General features: G+C 35.5%; 18 protein-coding genes. 6 read left to right on the forward strand and 12 right to left on the reverse strand.

The genetic code is table 11. From position 1 onward, the window contains the following. Nucleotides 1–5: 5 nt before the first annotated feature. Complete coding sequence (locus ILT06_RS24625) at nt 6–1,211, reverse strand: peptide ABC transporter permease (protein ID WP_222655621.1); 1,206 nt, start codon at nt 1,209–1,211, stop codon at nt 6–8. Between the two features lie 161 nt (nt 1,212–1,372). Here ILT06_RS24625 and ILT06_RS24630 point away from each other — a divergent pair, with 161 nt between their 5' ends. After that, a complete protein-coding gene (locus tag ILT06_RS24630; RefSeq protein ID WP_046954126.1) occupies nt 1,373–1,570 on the forward strand; it encodes a DUF4017 family protein in 198 nt (65 codons plus the stop codon). Nucleotides 1,571–1,588: 18 nt separating this feature from the next. On the opposite strand, the gene ILT06_RS24635 is transcribed toward ILT06_RS24630, so the two are convergent. From ILT06_RS24635 to ILT06_RS24650, 4 genes are all read right to left on the reverse strand, one after another. Further along, nucleotides 1,589–3,235 carry a M3 family oligoendopeptidase gene (locus tag ILT06_RS24635; protein WP_222655622.1) on the reverse strand — a complete coding sequence of 549 codons (1,647 nt, stop codon included), beginning with the start codon at nt 3,233–3,235 and terminating at the stop codon, nt 1,589–1,591. A gap of 108 nt (nt 3,236–3,343) precedes the next feature. Continuing rightward, complete coding sequence (gene ppaC, locus ILT06_RS24640) at nt 3,344–4,273, reverse strand: manganese-dependent inorganic pyrophosphatase (RefSeq protein WP_000416841.1); 930 nt, start codon at nt 4,271–4,273, stop codon at nt 3,344–3,346. Between the two features lie 161 nt (nt 4,274–4,434). Continuing rightward, on the reverse strand, nt 4,435–5,100 hold the full coding sequence (locus ILT06_RS24645) for a lytic polysaccharide monooxygenase (RefSeq protein WP_222655623.1): 666 nt from the start codon (nt 5,098–5,100) through the stop codon (nt 4,435–4,437). 237 nt (nt 5,101–5,337) lie between these two features. Continuing rightward, nucleotides 5,338–5,841: a GNAT family N-acetyltransferase gene (locus tag ILT06_RS24650; RefSeq protein WP_064475517.1), complete on the reverse strand. Its 504-nt coding sequence runs from the start codon at nt 5,839–5,841 to the stop codon at nt 5,338–5,340. 105 nt (nt 5,842–5,946) lie between these two features. Between ILT06_RS24650 and ILT06_RS24655 the strand changes: the two genes are divergently transcribed. Continuing rightward, nucleotides 5,947–6,588, forward strand: coding sequence for an HD domain-containing protein (locus ILT06_RS24655; protein ID WP_098103142.1), 642 nt, complete (start codon nt 5,947–5,949; stop codon nt 6,586–6,588). 247 nt (nt 6,589–6,835) lie between these two features. On the opposite strand, the gene ILT06_RS24660 is transcribed toward ILT06_RS24655, so the two are convergent. From ILT06_RS24660 to ILT06_RS24690, 7 genes are all read right to left on the reverse strand, one after another. Continuing rightward, nucleotides 6,836–7,273, reverse strand: a complete 438-nt coding sequence (locus tag ILT06_RS24660) for a carboxymuconolactone decarboxylase (RefSeq protein ID WP_139326442.1) — start codon at nt 7,271–7,273, stop codon at nt 6,836–6,838. 30 nt (nt 7,274–7,303) lie between these two features. After that, on the reverse strand, nt 7,304–8,794 hold the full coding sequence (locus ILT06_RS24665) for an alanine/glycine:cation symporter family protein (protein ID WP_064475519.1): 1,491 nt from the start codon (nt 8,792–8,794) through the stop codon (nt 7,304–7,306). Nucleotides 8,795–8,924: 130 nt separating this feature from the next. After that, complete coding sequence (locus tag ILT06_RS24670) at nt 8,925–10,409, reverse strand: aldehyde dehydrogenase family protein (protein ID WP_064475520.1); 1,485 nt, start codon at nt 10,407–10,409, stop codon at nt 8,925–8,927. An 18-nt stretch (nt 10,410–10,427) separates the two neighbouring features. Further along, on the reverse strand, nt 10,428–11,324 hold the full coding sequence (dapA, locus tag ILT06_RS24675) for a 4-hydroxy-tetrahydrodipicolinate synthase (RefSeq protein WP_064475521.1): 897 nt from the start codon (nt 11,322–11,324) through the stop codon (nt 10,428–10,430). 22 nt (nt 11,325–11,346) lie between these two features. Beyond that, nucleotides 11,347–12,288, reverse strand: coding sequence for a proline racemase family protein (locus tag ILT06_RS24680; protein WP_064475522.1), 942 nt, complete (start codon nt 12,286–12,288; stop codon nt 11,347–11,349). Further along, nucleotides 12,285–13,322 (reverse strand): proline racemase family protein, encoded by a 1,038-nt coding sequence (locus tag ILT06_RS24685; RefSeq protein WP_154131988.1) that lies wholly within the window; start codon nt 13,320–13,322, stop codon nt 12,285–12,287. Before ILT06_RS24685 ends, ILT06_RS24680 begins: the two co-directional genes overlap by 4 nt. Continuing rightward, nucleotides 13,319–14,494: an NAD(P)/FAD-dependent oxidoreductase gene (locus ILT06_RS24690; protein WP_064475524.1), complete on the reverse strand. Its 1,176-nt coding sequence runs from the start codon at nt 14,492–14,494 to the stop codon at nt 13,319–13,321. Before ILT06_RS24690 ends, ILT06_RS24685 begins: the two co-directional genes overlap by 4 nt. 181 nt (nt 14,495–14,675) lie before the next feature. On the opposite strand from ILT06_RS24690, the gene ILT06_RS24695 reads away from it, so the two are divergent. The 4 genes from ILT06_RS24695 to ILT06_RS24710 all read left to right on the forward strand — a co-directional run bounded on the left by ILT06_RS24695 (nt 14,676) and on the right by ILT06_RS24710 (nt 18,242). Next, on the forward strand, nt 14,676–16,337 hold the full coding sequence (locus ILT06_RS24695; RefSeq protein WP_154131986.1) for a sigma-54 interaction domain-containing protein: 1,662 nt from the start codon (nt 14,676–14,678) through the stop codon (nt 16,335–16,337). Nucleotides 16,338–16,408: 71 nt separating this feature from the next. Continuing rightward, a complete protein-coding gene (locus ILT06_RS24700) occupies nt 16,409–16,681 on the forward strand; it encodes a (2Fe-2S)-binding protein (protein ID WP_000182228.1) in 273 nt (90 codons plus the stop codon). Continuing rightward, complete coding sequence (locus ILT06_RS24705) at nt 16,678–17,010, forward strand: (2Fe-2S)-binding protein (RefSeq protein ID WP_064475526.1); 333 nt, start codon at nt 16,678–16,680, stop codon at nt 17,008–17,010. The genes ILT06_RS24700 and ILT06_RS24705 overlap by 4 nt, the downstream gene beginning before the upstream one ends. Continuing rightward, a complete protein-coding gene (locus tag ILT06_RS24710; RefSeq protein ID WP_064475527.1) occupies nt 17,007–18,242 on the forward strand; it encodes an NAD(P)/FAD-dependent oxidoreductase in 1,236 nt (411 codons plus the stop codon). Before ILT06_RS24705 ends, ILT06_RS24710 begins: the two co-directional genes overlap by 4 nt. Nucleotides 18,243–18,254 lie beyond the last annotated feature (12 nt).

The raw sequence follows: 18,254 nt of genomic DNA on the forward strand, positions 1-18,254 counted from the left end.
CACTTCTAACTTTTTAAATATAAAAATATAGAATTCTCTTCTTCTTCATACTCAGCTTCTATATTACCAACACCCACTACGTTCCAACCATTATTTGTTACTATCGGCTTTTCATTCATTATAATATGAACTTGTGTCATATTTTTAAAATTTTCTTCAAAAGATGCTAAAACAGGTTGATTTATCATATATGTTTTATTATGTATACATACACTTAAAAAGGTTTTATGTAACGCTTTATTTTTGTTTAATTTTACATTCATTGGATTAAACGAATTTAATTTTATATTCCCTACAATATACAGATGATACCCTTCTTCTTTATAAAATTGCATAAAATCCTTATCCCTTTCGTTTTGTACAAAATGAAGGATTTGCTTCGTTTCTTTACTTATTGCAAATTCATTATTTAAACTTAAAACAACATTAATGTTTTGTTTTAAAAAAGCATATAATGATTTATCACTATTAAAGAAGCTCGTTCTCCATTCAGAATGCATCTCATCTAATAATAAACATAAAAGCATTCCTGAGCTATAGCAACTCTTCCTAATGTTACAATTAGCATCATATATATCTAAAATAAGTCCGCTATATTTTCGTAATGTTTCACTTTCATCATTTTTACATACTGCAATGTGGGCGTTCATTTCAACATACCAAGCAGGCCCCTCTATACTTTCAACCATACACTCATAAGTGATAAACTCTTCTTTCATAAAACTAGTTCTTTGCTCTCTTAGTTCAATAAATTGCTTAATATAATTATATTTCTCAGCTTGTGACTTACAATGCACAGCATCATATAAACACATTCGTTCTTTATTTCGCAATTCTATATTTCCCTCTATTATAGGATATTGAAATCCTAAAGTTTCATTTGGAAATCTACTTTCTTTATTCAAATATTGATAGCAATGAAAAAGTTCGTGCACCACAACTGCAAGTAAACTTTCATAATCTCTATGCCTATTCATATTCACGATGGCAGTCGGATAATCTTTTAATAGGATAAATGTATCAGCCTTAAATTGTTCATCCCGCTTTAAAATGGCATACTCACCATCATCTTTCAAAAATAATGGATGATGAAATACATACACATGCTCATCATTATATAGTGCAAATGCAGCCCTATTAAAACCAGGCCATAGTGTATTCAATAATTCTATACTTACATCTTTCTTTATTCGATTTAATATATTGTTCATTATATGTAACACCCCTATATCATTCTACATACACCTATTCTATTCCACTTAATAACAACCCTTTTATTTACATAAATGTTAGAAAAACATATATCTTTTCTCAAACTATAATGTATTATACAAATATACATGTGATAATTTTATGAAAAGGAGGTGAACAAATGAAAAATATAATCCCTGCACTAGTACTCTATATTATTGTTTGCATAATCGCTATGATTGCTCCAGCATCTGAAGGTTATAATCATATTGGCTGGAAGTTGTTTGTTGGGCAAGCGTATGCCATACCTATTTTCATCATTGCGGCTATTATTACATTTTATATAAACAAGAAAAAATCTACGAACAAACAGTTATAAGGATAGCAAATGCTATCCTTATTTTAATTCATTAATTAGATCAAAAATTACACTTGCAGTACTTTCTATCCTTTCTTCCGAAAAGTCAAACGTGATACCTGTTTTTTCATATATTTCTTGCATGGATAAATTCCAATCTGCACTCGCACCTTCTTTAAAGAAAGCAATCGCTTTTTCTGGGTCTTCTCGATAAATTTGAAACAATTGCATTGCTCCTATTTGTGCAATTGCATATTCAATTTTATAAAAAGGAAACTGAATAAAATGAAATGATTCTAACCAACTTGAACTAATTTCATCTTCTAATCCAGCAATATCGACTGATGAATATTGATACCTTTCGCATAGTTCCATATATTTCTTATCACGTTCTCCTGGAGTATGGTTTGGATTTGAATACAGCCAGTGCTGAAATACATCTCCTGCAATTGACGACATTAACAGTGAGAAAGCACGATATAATTGTACGCGCTGTACTTCTTTATATTCATCCTCTTGCTTATAAAAGATATCCAGCTTATCCATTACTAGAAACTCAAGACTGAGAGAATAAAGCTCAGCCACTTCTTCGCGAAGATATTTTTCTTGCATACTACTATCATTGTTAAATTGTTTATAAAAATGAAAGGCATGCCCTACTTCATGTATAAGTGCATTAATTGCATAAAATGATGGACTAAAATTAGAATACACAAAAACCTCTTTACTATGAGGCAAGGTAAAACAAGCGGCTCCTGGCGCTTTATTTTCACGTTCTTCTACGTCAATGAATCCAGCTTTCCTTATATGAATAAATTTCTCATAAAAATATAAATCAGTCTTCCGAAACACTTCTTCCACCCCATACAATAAATCAACGGTATTTTGAAATGGGACTTTTAGTAAATTACAAGGCGTTAGATCCCACGGGCGATACGTTTTTACACCGAGATTCTTTTTAGAAAGACTTCCCAACTGTTTCCAAATTGGTACAACATACTTTTCTATAGATTCATGAAGTTTATAACACTCTTCAATACTATAATCTCTATTTTTTTGTTTAAAAGCATATTCACTATAATTATTAAATCCTGCATGTAAAGCTGTCTCATTCCGCAATTGTACGAGTTCATTCATAATACAATCTATTTCTATTTTCACTACACTTCTTGCTTCACATAAAGCGTACCAAGCTTTTTCACGAATAGCTCTATTAGGGTTATCTAGCTTTGCTTTTACATATGCATACGTCTTTTGCTCGCCTTCCCAATTAATAGATATGTTAGACATTATTTCTCTATATTTCGTAATAAGCTCTTGCTCTTTAATGGTAAGAGCAATGTTCTTGTCATTAAACATTTTACTTTTTATCAATCTTGCTTTTGTCATAAAACCGTATTTCTGCTCATCTAATAAGTCGGAAAACGGAGACTCTATAAATTTCTGGTCAAATTTTGCATTGTATCTTTTTAAAAGTGGTTGAATTGTATTTTGATTATACATATGTAAATTACGTTTATTTCTGTCATTTGTATCTCTATACGTGGCGATTAAACTACTTGTTATCTCCTCTTCTATTTCAGCGGTTACACTCTGTTCATCCAAAAGCCAATTCTCTAATTCTGAAACAGAAGTAATATTTCGCTCTAAAAGTGACTGTAATTTACTCTTCAAATCATTAAGCATACACAATCCTCCTGTTTTAAAATTTTAATTTTCTGTTTTTTAGAGATAGAAAAGGACAAATAGCCAATCCGACTACTTGTCCTTGCTGTTTATCTGTACTTAATAAAATTAAGCTTGGAATGCTTCTGTTAATACTGGTACGATTTGTTTTTTACGAGATACAACACCTTTTAATGTAGCAGTGTTGTTTTCTAGAGATACGTTGTATGCTTTCTCAACAACGTTTGCTGCTTTACCGATCGCAAGACCGACAGAATCGTTAGTTAAGATATCAGTTACAACGAATAAGAATAGGTCTAAACCTTTTTCTTCTACTACTGCAGAGATAACTTTTTCAAGTTCCGCTTGGTGTACAAGAACATCGTTTGTATCAACAGCGTTTACTTGTGCGATTTCAACTTTCGCATTACCCATTTGGAATTCTTTAGCGTCAAGAGAGATTAATTGCTCCATTGTTTTTCCGCTTAAGTCAGCACCAGCTTTTAACATTTCTAAGCCGTAGCTATCAGCATCTACACCAGCGATTTCCGCTAATTCACGAGCTGCTGCTACGTCTTGCTCTGTGCAAGTTGGAGATTTGAATAGTAAAGAATCTGAAATGATTGCAGATAACATTAAGCCTGCAACTTCTTTACGAATTGTAACGCCATTTTCTTTGTACATTTTGTTTAAGATTGTAGCTGTACAACCAACTGGCTCACAACGGTAGTAAATAGGATCGCTTGTTTCAAAGTTAGCAATACGGTGATGGTCAATAACTTCTAACACACGAACAGATTCGATATCGTTAGCACTTTGTTGACGCTCGTTATGATCAACTAAAATAACGTTGTCCACTTCGCTTGCAACTGTCTCAACAAAACGCGGTCCTTCTACTTTAAAATGATCTAACGCAAATTGAGTTTCACCGCTGATTTCACCTAAACGTACAGGCTCAGCATTCATTCCTAATTCTTTTTTCAATTCTGCATAAGCAATTGCAGAACAAATTGCATCTGTATCTGGGTTTTTATGCCCGAAAACTAGTACTTTTTCCATGTTTTCCACCTCTTCATGAAAAGGATATCTTAAAGAAGCAAATATGACAATATTTAAAGCCCATTTTTTTATAAATAATTGCACTTTCTTCTATATTTTTCATCGTTTTTCGGAAAAAAGATCATCTAAAATGAATTAGATGATCGAAATGTATATTTTATTTAAAATAAGGTAGGAGCCTGCACTACATGATTTAGCGCGAAATTTGATGCTAAACCGTTATTTACAAGGTTAACATCTATAACTTGATAAAATGCATTCCCAGTATCTGCAATTTCCCAAACAGCTAAAATAAGGTGATATCCATTTCTATCAGTAGGTACATTTGCTTCATGTGTTACTAAAGTTCCTGGTCTAGTTCCTCCATCATTTTTCACATAGAATGGCACTAAATCTAAATCAGACCTTGTTAACGGCTTATTTGGATTCCAATCTTTTTTCGTAATATAGTATTTCCATTCTTTCGTACTATGAGGTGCCGTTAGTTTCCACTTGAATGTATTCGTCCCGCCGTTTAACGTAACTTTCTTCCACCTATCAACTGTTTGAACGTCTAAAGCAGGAAAATGGCCAGCTCCGGCAATTTGTCCATCAGAAGGTCCTAATTGCGGGAATCCACCTATTCCTTCTACACTTTGTGGCTCATATTGAATCGGTCCGCAATTCACATTTACCCCTTGCTTACATAAATAAGAACGGCTTGCTGGTGATTCAACATATCCATGAGCTGAAGCTTTCTCTGAAAAACCGAAAGTTAACAATCCCGTAAGTAATATGCTACCACTTAACATAACTTTCTTCACCTTCTGTAAACCTTTCGTTTTCATCCCGACATCCCCTTTCGCATAATAAAGCGAAAACAACTATAGTTGCCTAGTCATCTCCTCTACATTCATTATAAGATGAGAGACTATACAAACATAACCCTCTAAAAACTTTCTCAAATTCAATTAGTACATTAAATTAATTTTATTGATACATTCAAATAACACCGCTAGAGAAATATAGGCGGTGTTAAAAATCGGAGTTTATTATTTTTAGCATAATAGCTTTTTAATCATAACTTATAAAACTTTATAATAAATAACTGTAGCATCTAAATCACCACTCGGAGAAATTGCGTATTCTGGTATTTTTCCAACTTCTTTATAGTCTAATGATTTATACAATCTATTAGAAGGGTCTCCTTCTCTCGTATCTAGTACAATAAGAGACCTTTTTTCTTGCTTTGCTCGCTCCTCTGCTTTTTGCATAAGTAAACGCCCAATGCCATTACGTCTAAAGTTTGGATGAGTCATTAACTTACAAATTTCAGCTCTATGAATCCCATTAAGTTTTGTAACTAAATGTAATTGAATACTCCCGGCCACTTCATTATTTATTTTAGCGACATATAAGATTACTTCTGGTGCTAATACAGTTTCCCAATACTTCGCTGATTCTTTCCGTTCCAGTGGAGGTAAAAAACCAATTGACGCCCCATCATTTACAACCGTTTTCAAAAGTTTAGAAAGCTCTTCCACATCATCTTTTATTTGCTTAATTTCTTCAATTACTACATTTTGCATTACTAATCCCCCTTTTATGTCATTGTACCAAGTTTTAAGGAAGGAAAAATGAATTACTAAGATGAAATTATTTAAAGTACAATTTTTTAGAGAAAGGATACCTATATGAAGTATATATTAGATAGGACATATGCAAGAGAATTACTCGAGTGGGCATATAAACAAAGCACAGGTCCGTGGTTCGAACATTCATGTAATGTTGCCCTTGCAACTGAAAAGATAGTTGTAGAACTTATTAATAATGGGTATGACCTAAATGCTGACATAGCATATAATGCTGCTCTGCTACATGATATAGGAAGGTATAAAGGTTTTACTAGATCTGTTATTCATTCCTATGATGGTTATATGTATATGAATGATTTAGGGTATACAGGAAACGCAATTATTTGCGTGACACACTCTTTCCCGTGCAAAAATGAGCATTTAAATATCGCAGCGGAGTGGAGCCTTGTTCCTGATTATATGAAAAGCCAATTAATTGAAATATTAAATGAAAATAGTGACTACGACTTATACAGTAAGGTCATTACCCTTTGTGACGCACTTGCTGATGCGGAAGGCTTTACTACTCTTGAAAAAAGATTGATTTCAGTTGGTTTACGACATGGAACAACCCCTCATTCCTCTTTACATTGGAAAGGTTTCTACACAATTAAAAACGAATTAGAATCTTTAATCAGTAAGAGTATATACAGAGTTCTTCCTGACGTAGAGAAATCGATTTATAAAAATATGGAATATTAAATTACATACAACTTAATAACGATAGAATTTGTATGTAAACAAAAGAACAAAACAAAAGCTATTGATTATATGAAACAATTAAAACTTTTTAGAAAATCTTAAAACTAAATAAATAATTGTGCTTTCACATTCCCACAAATTTAAAAACCTTACTTTATTACATCACATACCAGATAATTTTTATACTCAAATTTAATCTCACGTAAAAGAACGTTTTAAACATAAAGTTTAAAACGTTCTTTTATATTCAATGCTTTTGATTTTTCAGTTCACTTAAACACTCTTGTACTAATGTTACTGCTTGACTCATTGCAGCTCCGCCAGCAAATGCTGCTGAAACACCGCATGCTTCCAGAATTTCTTTATCTGAACACCCTTGATCAAGACAACCTTTTGTATGATAAATGGTACAGTACTCATCTTGCGTTGCTAGACTAATTCCTAATGCAATAAGTTGTTTTTCTCTTTTTGTTAAAGAACCCTCTTGAAAACAAGCTTGCGTGAATGCATTATATGTTTCAGCAATTTCAGGGATTTGGTTAGTAAAACTACCGATACCTTCTTTATAATGATGTAGAACATCATTTACTGAACTATGTTGTTCGTGTTCCATCTTATTATTACCCCCATTCAAATTATGTGTACCTATTGTAGTATGTGATGAAAAGAAGGCAATATACCTCATTTAAAAGAATGAATATTCAGTTTATTCAGGTTACAATTTCAGACTATCATCCACTACAGATTGTTCCTTATAGTTTTTCCTTTCAATCTCTTTACTTCTCTCTTCCCAAAAAACTAATCCTTCAATCCCAACATTTTTAGGATTAAATACTGGATCTTTCCCTTCTTTTTTCTGTGCTTCATAATCTTTTAACACTTTTAATGCGATTTTACTTAATAGTAGAATCGCAATTAAGTTTAACCATGCCATACTACCGATTCCTAAATCTCCAAGATTCCATAAAAGCGACGCTGATTCAACGCTACCGATGTAAACCATAATTAAAAATCCAATTTTTAAAACTGGTTTTAACCAGCTATGTTTAAGATCACGATCTAAATAAGTAAGCGTCGTTTCAGCAATATAGTAGTATGCGAGTAATGTTGTAAATGCGAAGAAGAAAATTGCGATTGAAATAAATAATGGACCAAACCCTGTCATAACAGTTTCAACTGCTTGTTGTGTATATATCGGACCTGCATCAACATTCCCTATGTTCTTTACAATAGCGCTTTTCCCTTCCGGTATAACATTATACATACCTGTTATTAAAATCATAAGAGCTGTCGCTGTACATACAACAATAGTATCGATATATACAGAAAATGCTTGAACTAATCCTTGTTTTGCAGGATGGGATACTTCAGCAGCAGCGGAGCTATACGTCGCTTCTCCAACACCTGCAACATTTGAAAATACAGCGCGCTTTACGCCCCATGCAATTGCTGCACCGACGATTCCGCCAAACATTTCATTTACACCAAAAGCACTAGAGAAAATTAAAGCGAACATACTTGGAATTTCTGTTACATTCGCAATTAATACGATACATGTAACAATTACATAACCAATTGCCATAAATGGAACAAGCATTTGCGAAACGCCCGCAATTCTCCTTACGCCACCAAAAATGATTGATGCTAATAAAATAACTAATAATATTCCAGTTATATATTTGCTAATGCCATTAGAGTTTTCAAATCCAACTGCGATACTACTAGACTGAATACCTGGTAATAAAACGCCATATGAAAGTGTTACAACAACCGCTACAATGACTGCAAACCATTTCATTTTCAGGCCTTTTTCAATGAAATATGGTGTACCACCGCGGTATTCATTTCCGACTTTACTTTTATATACTTGAGATAATGTTGATTCAACAAATGCACTCGCTGCTCCTAAAAGAGCCATTACCCACATCCAAAACACGGCTCCCGGTCCGCCAAAAGCGATAGCTGTCGCGACCCCTGCGATATTACCTATTCCAACCCTACCTGATAAGGCTAAACAAAATGCTTGAAAGGATGAAATTCCCGTCTCCGAGCTCTTCCCTTCAAATAATAGTTTAATCATCTCTTTAAAATAACGAATTTGCAGAAAACGAGTGGCAATTGTAAAATACACACCTGCCCCTAATGCAAAAACAACTAACCCAATACTCCATACTTGCCCTACTAACCACTCTACTAATTGCTCCATCCAAATCCCCCTTAACATTCTTTTGAAAACTATTTTATATATAAGAAAACGGACAACTATTATTAAACCTTCCAGTTGTCCGCAGCTCTTATTATTGCACCCCTCTATTTATTAACAGTTAGATTCTCTATTACTTTATATTTACCCAAACGCTTTTCACTTCTGTATAGTTATCAAGCGCATATGAACCTAACTCACGACCGATACCAGATTGTTTAAAGCCACCAAATGGTGCAGCTGCATTTTCTAAATTATAATCATTAATCCATACTGTTCCTGCTTTTAATTTATTAGCAACTTGATGTCCTGTTTTAATATTTTGTGTCCATACGCCCGCTGCGAGTCCGTATGAAGAGCGATTTGCTCTTTCGATTACCTCTTCTGTTGAATCAAATGGAAGTACAACGACAACTGGTCCAAAAATTTCTTCTTTCACAATTGTCATATCATCAGTAACATTTGTGAATACTGTCGGCTGTACAAAATATCCTTTTTCAAATGCCCGTTCACCACCAGCAGCAACAGTAGCACCTTCTGCCTTTCCTTGTTCAATGTAATGTAGAACACGCTCTTGTTGCTTTTTAGATACAAGTGGACCCATTTCCGTTTCCTTCTCCATACCTGCTCCAAGCTTCACGTTATTCGCCATTTTCACTAGTTCATTTACGACTGTTTCGTAATGTTTTCGGTGAACGAATACGCGAGATCCGGCACTACAATTTTGGCCGTGATTATACATAATGCCGTGGAATGCACCGTTAATCGCTTCTTCTAAATCAGCATCTTCTAAAATGATATTTGGTGATTTACCACCAAGTTCTAACGTTACATGTTTAATTGTTTCTGCAGATTGACGCATAATATATTTTCCTGTAACTGTTGAACCTGTGAAGGCTACTTTATCAATATCATGATGGTTTACGATTGCAGCTCCTGCTTCTGGGCCAAAACCTGGAACAAAGTTTACAACACCGTTTGGAAAACCTGCTTCTTTAAAGAGCTTCGCTGTATATAATAACGATAAAGGCGTTTGCTCTGCTGGTTTTAATACGATTGTACAACCTGTTGCTAGTGCAGCTCCCATTTTCCAAGAAGACATAACGAGTGGAAAATTCCAAGGAATAATTTGACCTACAACGCCAACAGGTTCATGGCGTGTGTAATTTAAGTAATCTTTTGAAATCGGAATCGTTTGCCCGATAATTTTTGTAGCCCATCCTGCATAATAGCGATAATTTTCTACAGTCGCTGCAATATCATCATCCAGTGCTACTTGATATGGTTTCCCATTATCTAAAGCTTCTAACTGCGCTAATTCTTCTCCATGCTCTTCAATTAAGTCTGCTAATTTATAAATAAGGTGCGCTCTTTCAGCGGTAGTCATTTCTGCCCAAGGTCCTGATTCAAATGCAGATCTTGCCGCTTTTACAGCGACATCAATATCATCTTCTTGCGCTTCACATACGACAGCCAGAACATCTTCTGTTGCTGGATTGTATGTCTCAAATGTCTTCCCGCTAATGGAAGGAACAAATTCACCATTAATAAACATTTTAATTTCTTCATTTAAAAACGCTTTCACTTTTGGTCTCAGCTCAATGTTTGTCGCTAACATATATGATCTCCTCCTTATTTAAACAGCTGCATGAGCTGCAATTTTTGAAATAATCGTTTGAAGTTTTTGATCTTCTTCTTCAGTTAATCCGAGTCTCGGATAACGAGAAGGCCCCCCCGCTTGTCCGTGTAATTCCATTGAGCGTTTAACGATTTGTACATATTTTCCTGATCCTTCAAGAAACTCGCAAAGAGGTAAAATAGCATCGTTTATTTCCCAGGCTTTTTCTAATTCACCATTTTGGAAATGCTCATGCATTTTCGTAACAAGTCCCGGTACAATATTTCCTGCTACTGAAACCCATCCCGTTGCACCTACTAAATAAGATTCCATAACTAAATCTTCAGATCCACAGAATACTTGAAAAGCACCTTCGCCTTGTCTTACTAAATCTCTTGCTTTACGAATATCTCCGCTAGATTCTTTAATATGTGTAACATTTTCACATTCTTTTCCAATACGTAGCATGAGCTCTGTACTCATATTGATACCAGATGTAAACGGATTATTGTATAACATAATTGGTATATTTACAGCGTTTGAGATTTCTTTAAAATGAAAATAAATTTCCTCTTCTTTCGGCTTACAATAGTACGAGTTAATAATTAATGCGCAATCCGCTCCGTGTGCTTCTGCATGTTTCGTATATTCAATCGTTTCTTTCGTCGTTTCTGCTGCAGTTCCTACAATAACTGGAATACGGCCATCAACTTCTTTTAATACTGTTTCTACCATTTTAAATCGTTCTTCTTTTGATAAACTAACAAACTCACCTGTGCTTCCATTAATAATAATGCCAGCTACCTTTTGATCGATAAAATAGTTTACGTTTTGTTTTACACCGTTCCAATTAATTTCTTGAAACTCATCCATCGGTGTGATCAATACTGGAAATGCCCCTTTAATTTTTTTCATATTTATCTCTCCCTTTACTATTTTATTTTAATAAAAATCCTGTCGGAAATGGATCTGTAGGGTCTAATAGAAACGTCTGCATCCCTGTAATAAATCCTCTACTTTCAAAACTGAAAATGTAACCCGTTTCTTCCTTCTTCACTTTTTCAACTGTTATAAAGCTATTAAATATACTTTCATTTATAAAAGGTTTATCCGCCAAATAATCATTTTTAAATAACGCATGAACATAAGATACAATAGTAGAAACAAAACCTGGCGAACGTACGATAAAGTTATCTTCATGAAATGTAATCGACTTTATATAGTTCTTATCTTTCTGCGAAGAATCTACTAAAATAAGCCTTTTTATTAACGACTGTTTTTGTATAGCTTGTAGTGTAGCTTCTCCCCATTTTTTCAATTCAGAAATGTTTTCAATACGAATGTCTGGTGAATACGTATCTTTTTCTACAACTGCATATACTTTATCTGCTTGAATGAGAGAGTAACTTATATTACCCACTTGTAAATTTTTCTCAATCCTATAACATAGTTTACTTTCAAACGAAACTGATACAACTTCATCATTCTCTACATACGCATGGATTGAAAATATACCAGATAGCGTTTCGATTTTGTATTGGTTCGTCTCTCTCTTTTTTAAATACCCGCTTTCTAGTAACATCGTTATTACTGCGACAATGCCTCCATAATGAAGCGGCATGGATCCTTCATGATTAAAAAATAATACAGCGGCATCGACTTCCATATGAATAGAAGGAACGACAATACATCCATTTAATCCGATAAAACCACGTGGCTCATTTAATAAAAGCTTCATTCCTTCTGCTAATTCACCTGAAATTTGTTCGTTTAATTGCTCTAAACTGTAGTAGTATTTGCATGGTACATCTTTCATTACACGAAATGCTTCACCATTTACATGTACGTCTACTGTTGTATACATTTTTTGAATGTTCATTTTACATCCTCCGTTTCATGTTCCATCGGCGGAATTAGCAAAAAGCCTTCTTTCAGTGGGTCCTTTTCATTATAAAAAAATCTATGCATCCCCATAAGCCAAGCTGAACCTGTAATTTTCGTTACGACAGCTTCAATATTTTCTACAGATGTTGTATTTATGACGCACCCTTTAAATAAAGAGCCAACGATACTCTCATGAATAAACTCTTCATCCACTTCAATTTTTTGATTTGCGTATAATACAGCTAACTTCGCTGATGTTCCTGTACCACATGGAGAACGATCAATTCCTCCTGGCGGAACGACAACTGTATTTTTCACATGAGCACTTTCATGAGTAGGATCTGTATAAAATTCAATATGGGTTAACCCTCTAATAAACAAGTACTGCGGATGAATGATTTCAAATTCCTCATTAATGATATTTCTAATATGAATTGCCTTATCGATAATTGTAGATGCATTTTCCGGTACTAACTCTAAACCTACTGATTTCGCATCGATAATGGCATAAAAATTCCCTCCATACGCAATATCTGCTTCTACAGTCCCAATTCCTTCAACTTGTACAGTAATATGTTTCAGTAAAAAAGCTGGTATGTTACAGAAAGAGACTTCTTTCGCTTTTCCATCTTGAACAAAGATATCAACTTCAACTAAGCCCGCTGGCGTGTCTAACTTTAACGAAGTAATCGGTTCAACTACCGGAATTAAACCTGATTCAATTAAAGCTGTACATACACCAATTGTATCGTGACCACACATTGGTAAATATCCACCTGTCTCTATGTATATAACACCAATATCTGCTTCAGGATGACATGGATCTGTTAATAATGCTCCTGACATTACATCATGACCACGCGGTTCATTCATTAACAATTTGCGAATCCAGTCATACTCCTTTTTCATATGTAACATCTTCTCTGCCATCGTCTCTCCAATTAACTTTGGAAGTCCGCTTATCAATGTCCTCGTCGGATTCCCGCCCGTATGTGTATCAATCGTCGTAAAGACTCTTTGTGACCTCATCCGTTTAACACCCTTTCTGTAAAACGACTCAAACGAAGTGGTTCAATAGGAATGATTGTTTCTTTTTCATTTAACAACTCTTCAATCACTTTCCCTGTAACTGCTGCCAGGCTAATGCCATCCCCTTCATGCCCCGCGGCGATAAAGTAGTTCGGGATATGTTCCACGCGTGAAATGATTGGCAAATGATCTTCTGTCCACGGGCGTAATCCAGCATATGAACGAATCACCATCATATCCGCCATTTTCGGATAAAAACGAATTGCTCTGTTTGCAATACATTTAATAACCTCGTTGTTTATCTTCGTATGAAAGCCTACAAACTCTCTACTACTACCAATTAAAAAATTTTGGCTTTCTGTCGGCTCAAACACAAGAGCTATCCCATATTTCTCAGTTAAAGCATCCACTTTTCGTTTTCCGCCAAATTTAGAAATTAAATAACCAAATTCCATTACTTTACGGCAACCAACGTGTTGTTGCCTTGAAGCTACAATAATATGTCCTTTTCTCGGTTCAATTGGGATATTTACATCCAACATTTCTCCGATTTTTGGAGCCCACACACCAGCTGCGTTCACCACTTGCTTCGCGGTAAACGTCCCGTTAGTCGTTTCTACAATAAAGGAACCGTCTATATCTCTTTTCATTTCTTTTACTTCCGTATGATTAAAAGCTTTCGCACCCATTTTTTTCGACTCTGCTAAAAGTGAAAATGCAAGGAGATATGGATTTACAGTAGAATCCGTTGCGCATTCTAAACCACCCAATAAATCGTCCGCAAAAAATGGCGATTCCGCTCTTATATCTTGCCTATCAAGCATTCGGAACGGTAACCCAACTTCTTTTTGACGATTCACCCATTGCTGTGCTGCTGCCATTTCTTCATCTGATTCACATACGAGAATACTTCCTGGCGCCCTATATTCAAATGAGTGCTCTAACTCTTCACTTAAATCATTTACTAATTTTTGACTTACTAACGACATTTGACTATCAAATCCTGGGTCTTTATCAATAGCCAAAATATTCCCGTCACACCGTGAAGACGTCCCACTGACAAATTCTCCTTTTTCAATGATTGTTACGTCTCTTCCATATTTTGATGTGTAATAAGCGATAGAACAGCCTATAATTCCACCACCTATTATTAAAACGTCACAGTGCCTCACGTAGCACCCCTCCCTTCTTTTTAATCCCTCACTTTCTTTCATGCAATTGACGTGCCAACTATACATATATACACTTTTTATAAAAAATATTTTTATTTGTAAAAATATTTTAAATTTATCGTAAATAGGTGTATTATTTTTTTATCACTGTCAAAATTTTTATACATAACAGGAGGACAATATGGCATTCTCATTTCCCACAATAAAAGAATTTCTAAAAATTTTATCCATCGATCATACATACAGCATGCAACCTACCCAGCAAGTTAACGAAAAATTTTATTACCGCCCTTCTACTACAGAAGAATATAACTGCGCAGTTATATATGAAGATGACTCATTCACTGCTTTAATTGACGCGTTTTCTAATGAAATGGCCGTTATCGTAATGAACAAAAATAAAGAGCCTATATGCTGTATAACGTCTCAGCAAATCATTCCGTTTCTTATTAAGTCTTACAATGAACTACAATCTTTTTATAACACCGTAATACAAACAACGGATTCTTCTGTTACAGTTATCGATGATAAAGAATGTGTTCGCACTTGGACAGATGGCGCCGAAAAGATTTTTTCAGTCAACTATACTGAAATTATTGGACAACCTATCACTCGTTTTTTTGACTATAAAGATTTGGAAATCTTGCAATCATTACATGACGGAAAAAGCATAATTGCTCAGTTCCATCAGCCTCGTCCAGATTTGTTCGTATTAATTAATTCAAATCCAGTGTATTGTAACGATGAAATTATCGGAGCTGTCGTTTCAGAAACTGATGTAACAAATCAAGTCGCTTTAAATGAAAAACTATTTAATATGTCACATGAAATGCACCGTTTAGAACAAGAGGTTGCAAAGTACAAAGATGAATCCGACCCTTTCCTTGCGATGAATGGAAAAAGCCCTGTTATACAAAGAACGATACAATTAGCTAGAAAAGTTTGTTCGGTGAAATCAACTGTTTTAATACTCGGCGAAAGTGGTGTTGGAAAAGAAGTATTTGCAAAAGCGATTCATGAAGCAAGTGAATCAGCTAAGGCACCTTTCATTTCAATTAACTGTGGCGCCATTCCAGAAGCGTTATTTGAAAGTGAATTATTTGGGTATGAACGCGGGGCGTTTTCTGGTGCAAGTAGTAAAGGCAAAAAGGGTAAAATAGAGCTCGCGCAAGGCGGTACTTTATTTCTAGATGAAATAGGAGAAATGCCGCTCGATATGCAAGTAAAACTATTGCGTGTACTACAAGAACGAAAATATTACCGAGTTGGTGGAGAAAAAGAGATTCATATTAATTTCCGCATTATCGCGGCTACAAATCGTGATTTACAAGAAGAAATAAGAAAAGGTACGTTCCGAGAAGATTTATACTATCGCCTAAATGTAATTAGCTTGCATATTCCACCGCTGCGAGAAAGACGCGAGGATATTATTGAATTAACTTATTCTTTCTTAAACGATTTTTCAATCAACTACAACAGACCAATTCGTGACTTACCTTCTAGCATTATGCATGAACTGCTTCATTACAATTGGCCAGGTAATATTCGCGAGCTTCGTAACGTCGTTGAAAGACTTGTCGTATTTGCGACTGACGGGATTATAAAACAAGAATATTTACCATTTCATACAACTGAAACGTTAGACAATCATACGGCTCATTCCGTATTACTCAGCAACAATCATACAATCCTCTCCTTACAAGAAGAGATGGATGAACATGAGAAAAAAGTCATCGAGAGGGCTTTACGCATTTTAAATGGGAATAAATTAGAATGCGCGAAACAGCTCGGTGTTACGAGGGCCACTTTATATAACCGCCTAAAAAAACTTGGGTTACAATAAACCTTCCTTCTCTATTTTGGCATAGTTTTTGCATAATAATTTGTGCAAACCGAACTAGAGGAGGAATACATATGACGAATAAAGATCACTTAATTGTTTGTCGATGTGAAGAAGTTACATACGGACAACTTCAATCGACAATTGCTGCATATAAATGCTCGGCAAGAGAATTAAAACTAAGAACACGTGCTGGCATGGGATTTTGCGGTGGCCGCACATGTAGAATGATGATAGATCGAATGATTGAAAGTGCAAATCCCGACGTAAACACTAATGAAATTCCATTAAAATATCAACCACCAGTTCGCGCAGTTACCTTTGGAGCGGTAGGTGAAAATCAATGAATAGAATTACACATCACCCTATTTTAGGAAGTTTAAATAGTAGGAAGCGCATCACTTTCCAATTTAACGGGCAACAGTATGAAGCCTATGAACATGAAACGATTGGGGCGGCTTTACTTGCAAACGGAATAAGAACTTTAAGAGTGCATGAAGATAGCGGAACACCGCGAGGTATTTACTGTAATATCGGGCATTGTTCTGAATGCCGCGTGACAGTAAACAATCAAACGAACGTACGAGCATGCTTAACTGTTGTTGAAAAAGATATGGTAGTTGATAGCGGCAAACAGCATCCAAATATCGTGAGAGAGATGGTGAAAAAGCGATGAACGATGTCATTATTATCGGAGCTGGACCAGCAGGTTTGTCAGCCTCCATCTCTTGTGCTCATTTTGGACTAAATGTACTTGTTATTGATGAATTTATGAAGCCTGGCGGAAGGTTGCTCGGACAATTACATCAAGAACCTACTGGAGAATGGTGGAACGGAATAGAAGAATCAAAACGCCTTCACGAAGAAGCAAAATCACTTTCAGTTGATATTCGATGCGGCATTTCCGTCTATAATTTAGATAAAGATGAAAGTTCTTGGTTCGTACATACGAATATCGGTACGTTAGAAGCACCGTTCGTTTTACTTGCTACTGGCGCTGCTGAATACTCCATTCCCCTTCCTGGTTGGACACTTCCAGGAGTCATGTCAATCGGGGCAGCCCAAGTAATGACAAATGTACATCGCGTTCAAGTTGGGCGAAAAGGAGTAATCATTGGTGCTAACATTTTGTCCTTCGCTATTTTAAATGAATTACAATTAGCAGGTATTAAAGTGGAACATATCGTACTTCCTGAAAAAAGTGAATTAAGTCAAAAGGCTGGTGAACCAGAAGAAGTTTTAAACTCTCTATTACATGCTGCACACCTTGCCCCTTCGCCTTTATTACGTATAGGTAGTCGATTGATGAAATATAATTGGGCGAAACAAGCTGGATTAAACTTCTATCCAAATAACGGTATGAAAATAAATGGCACACCGCTTCACCTTCGAAAAGCAGCTCTTGAAATTATCGGTACAGATCAAGTTAAAGGTGTACGCGTTGCTACTATTGATACGAAAGGAAACATCATAACTGGATCGGAACAAATATATGAGGCAGACTTCGTTTGTATTGCCGGTGGCTTATACCCTCTTGCTGAGCTAGCCGCTGTAGCTGGTTGTCCTTTCCGTTACATTCCGGAATTAGGCGGGCACGTTCCTCTCCATTCCGAAACGATGGAAACCCCTCTTACCGGTTTATTTGTAGCCGGCAATATAGCTGGCATTGAAAGCGGAAAAATCGCTATGGCACAAGGAACCGTTGCTGGATATTCAATCGTAAAACAAGCAAATACAAAATCCCATTCGGTTGAACTACACTTGCAACAGGCGATCCAACATGTACATACCGTACGACAACAAGCTGCCATTCAATTTAACCCGATGATTGATGTCGGTAGACGGAAAATGAATGAAATTTGGCGTGATTATTCCCTAGCATATGCACATACTAAAAAGAGCTGCTGAGATTACTCTCAA

The organism is Bacillus sp. 17RED48 (assembly GCF_019837545.1).
GTDB lineage: Bacteria > Bacillota > Bacilli > Bacillales > Bacillaceae_G > Bacillus_A > Bacillus_A wiedmannii.

What these genes read in the sequence shown, in the direction of transcription:
- ILT06_RS24695 (WP_154131986.1), top strand. Translation starts at nt 14,676, where the DNA reads ATGGCATTCTCATTTCCCACAATAAAAGAATTTCTAAAAATTTTATCC.
- ILT06_RS24700 (WP_000182228.1), top strand. Translation starts at nt 16,409, where the DNA reads ATGACGAATAAAGATCACTTAATTGTTTGTCGATGTGAAGAAGTTACA.
- ILT06_RS24665 (WP_064475519.1), bottom strand. Translation starts at nt 8,794, where the DNA reads ATGGAGCAATTAGTAGAGTGGTTAGTAGGGCAAGTATGGAGTATTGGG.
- ILT06_RS24645 (WP_222655623.1), bottom strand. Translation starts at nt 5,100, where the DNA reads ATGAAAACGAAAGGTTTACAGAAGGTGAAGAAAGTTATGTTAAGTGGT.
- ILT06_RS24680 (WP_064475522.1), bottom strand. Translation starts at nt 12,288, where the DNA reads ATGAACATTCAAAAAATGTATACAACAGTAGACGTACATGTAAATGGT.
- ILT06_RS24635 (WP_222655622.1), bottom strand. Translation starts at nt 3,235, where the DNA reads ATGCTTAATGATTTGAAGAGTAAATTACAGTCACTTTTAGAGCGAAAT.
- ILT06_RS24670 (WP_064475520.1), bottom strand. Translation starts at nt 10,409, where the DNA reads ATGTTAGCGACAAACATTGAGCTGAGACCAAAAGTGAAAGCGTTTTTA.
- ILT06_RS24660 (WP_139326442.1), bottom strand. Translation starts at nt 7,273, where the DNA reads ATGAGGTATATTGCCTTCTTTTCATCACATACTACAATAGGTACACAT.
- ILT06_RS24650 (WP_064475517.1), bottom strand. Translation starts at nt 5,841, where the DNA reads ATGCAAAATGTAGTAATTGAAGAAATTAAGCAAATAAAAGATGATGTG.
- ILT06_RS24710 (WP_064475527.1), top strand. Translation starts at nt 17,007, where the DNA reads ATGAACGATGTCATTATTATCGGAGCTGGACCAGCAGGTTTGTCAGCC.
- ILT06_RS24685 (WP_154131988.1), bottom strand. Translation starts at nt 13,322, where the DNA reads ATGAGGTCACAAAGAGTCTTTACGACGATTGATACACATACGGGCGGG.
- ILT06_RS24655 (WP_098103142.1), top strand. Translation starts at nt 5,947, where the DNA reads ATGAAGTATATATTAGATAGGACATATGCAAGAGAATTACTCGAGTGG.
- ILT06_RS24705 (WP_064475526.1), top strand. Translation starts at nt 16,678, where the DNA reads ATGAATAGAATTACACATCACCCTATTTTAGGAAGTTTAAATAGTAGG.
- ppaC (WP_000416841.1), bottom strand. Translation starts at nt 4,273, where the DNA reads ATGGAAAAAGTACTAGTTTTCGGGCATAAAAACCCAGATACAGATGCA.
- ILT06_RS24630 (WP_046954126.1), top strand. Translation starts at nt 1,373, where the DNA reads ATGAAAAATATAATCCCTGCACTAGTACTCTATATTATTGTTTGCATA.
- ILT06_RS24625 (WP_222655621.1), bottom strand. Translation starts at nt 1,211, where the DNA reads ATGAACAATATATTAAATCGAATAAAGAAAGATGTAAGTATAGAATTA.
- dapA (WP_064475521.1), bottom strand. Translation starts at nt 11,324, where the DNA reads ATGAAAAAAATTAAAGGGGCATTTCCAGTATTGATCACACCGATGGAT.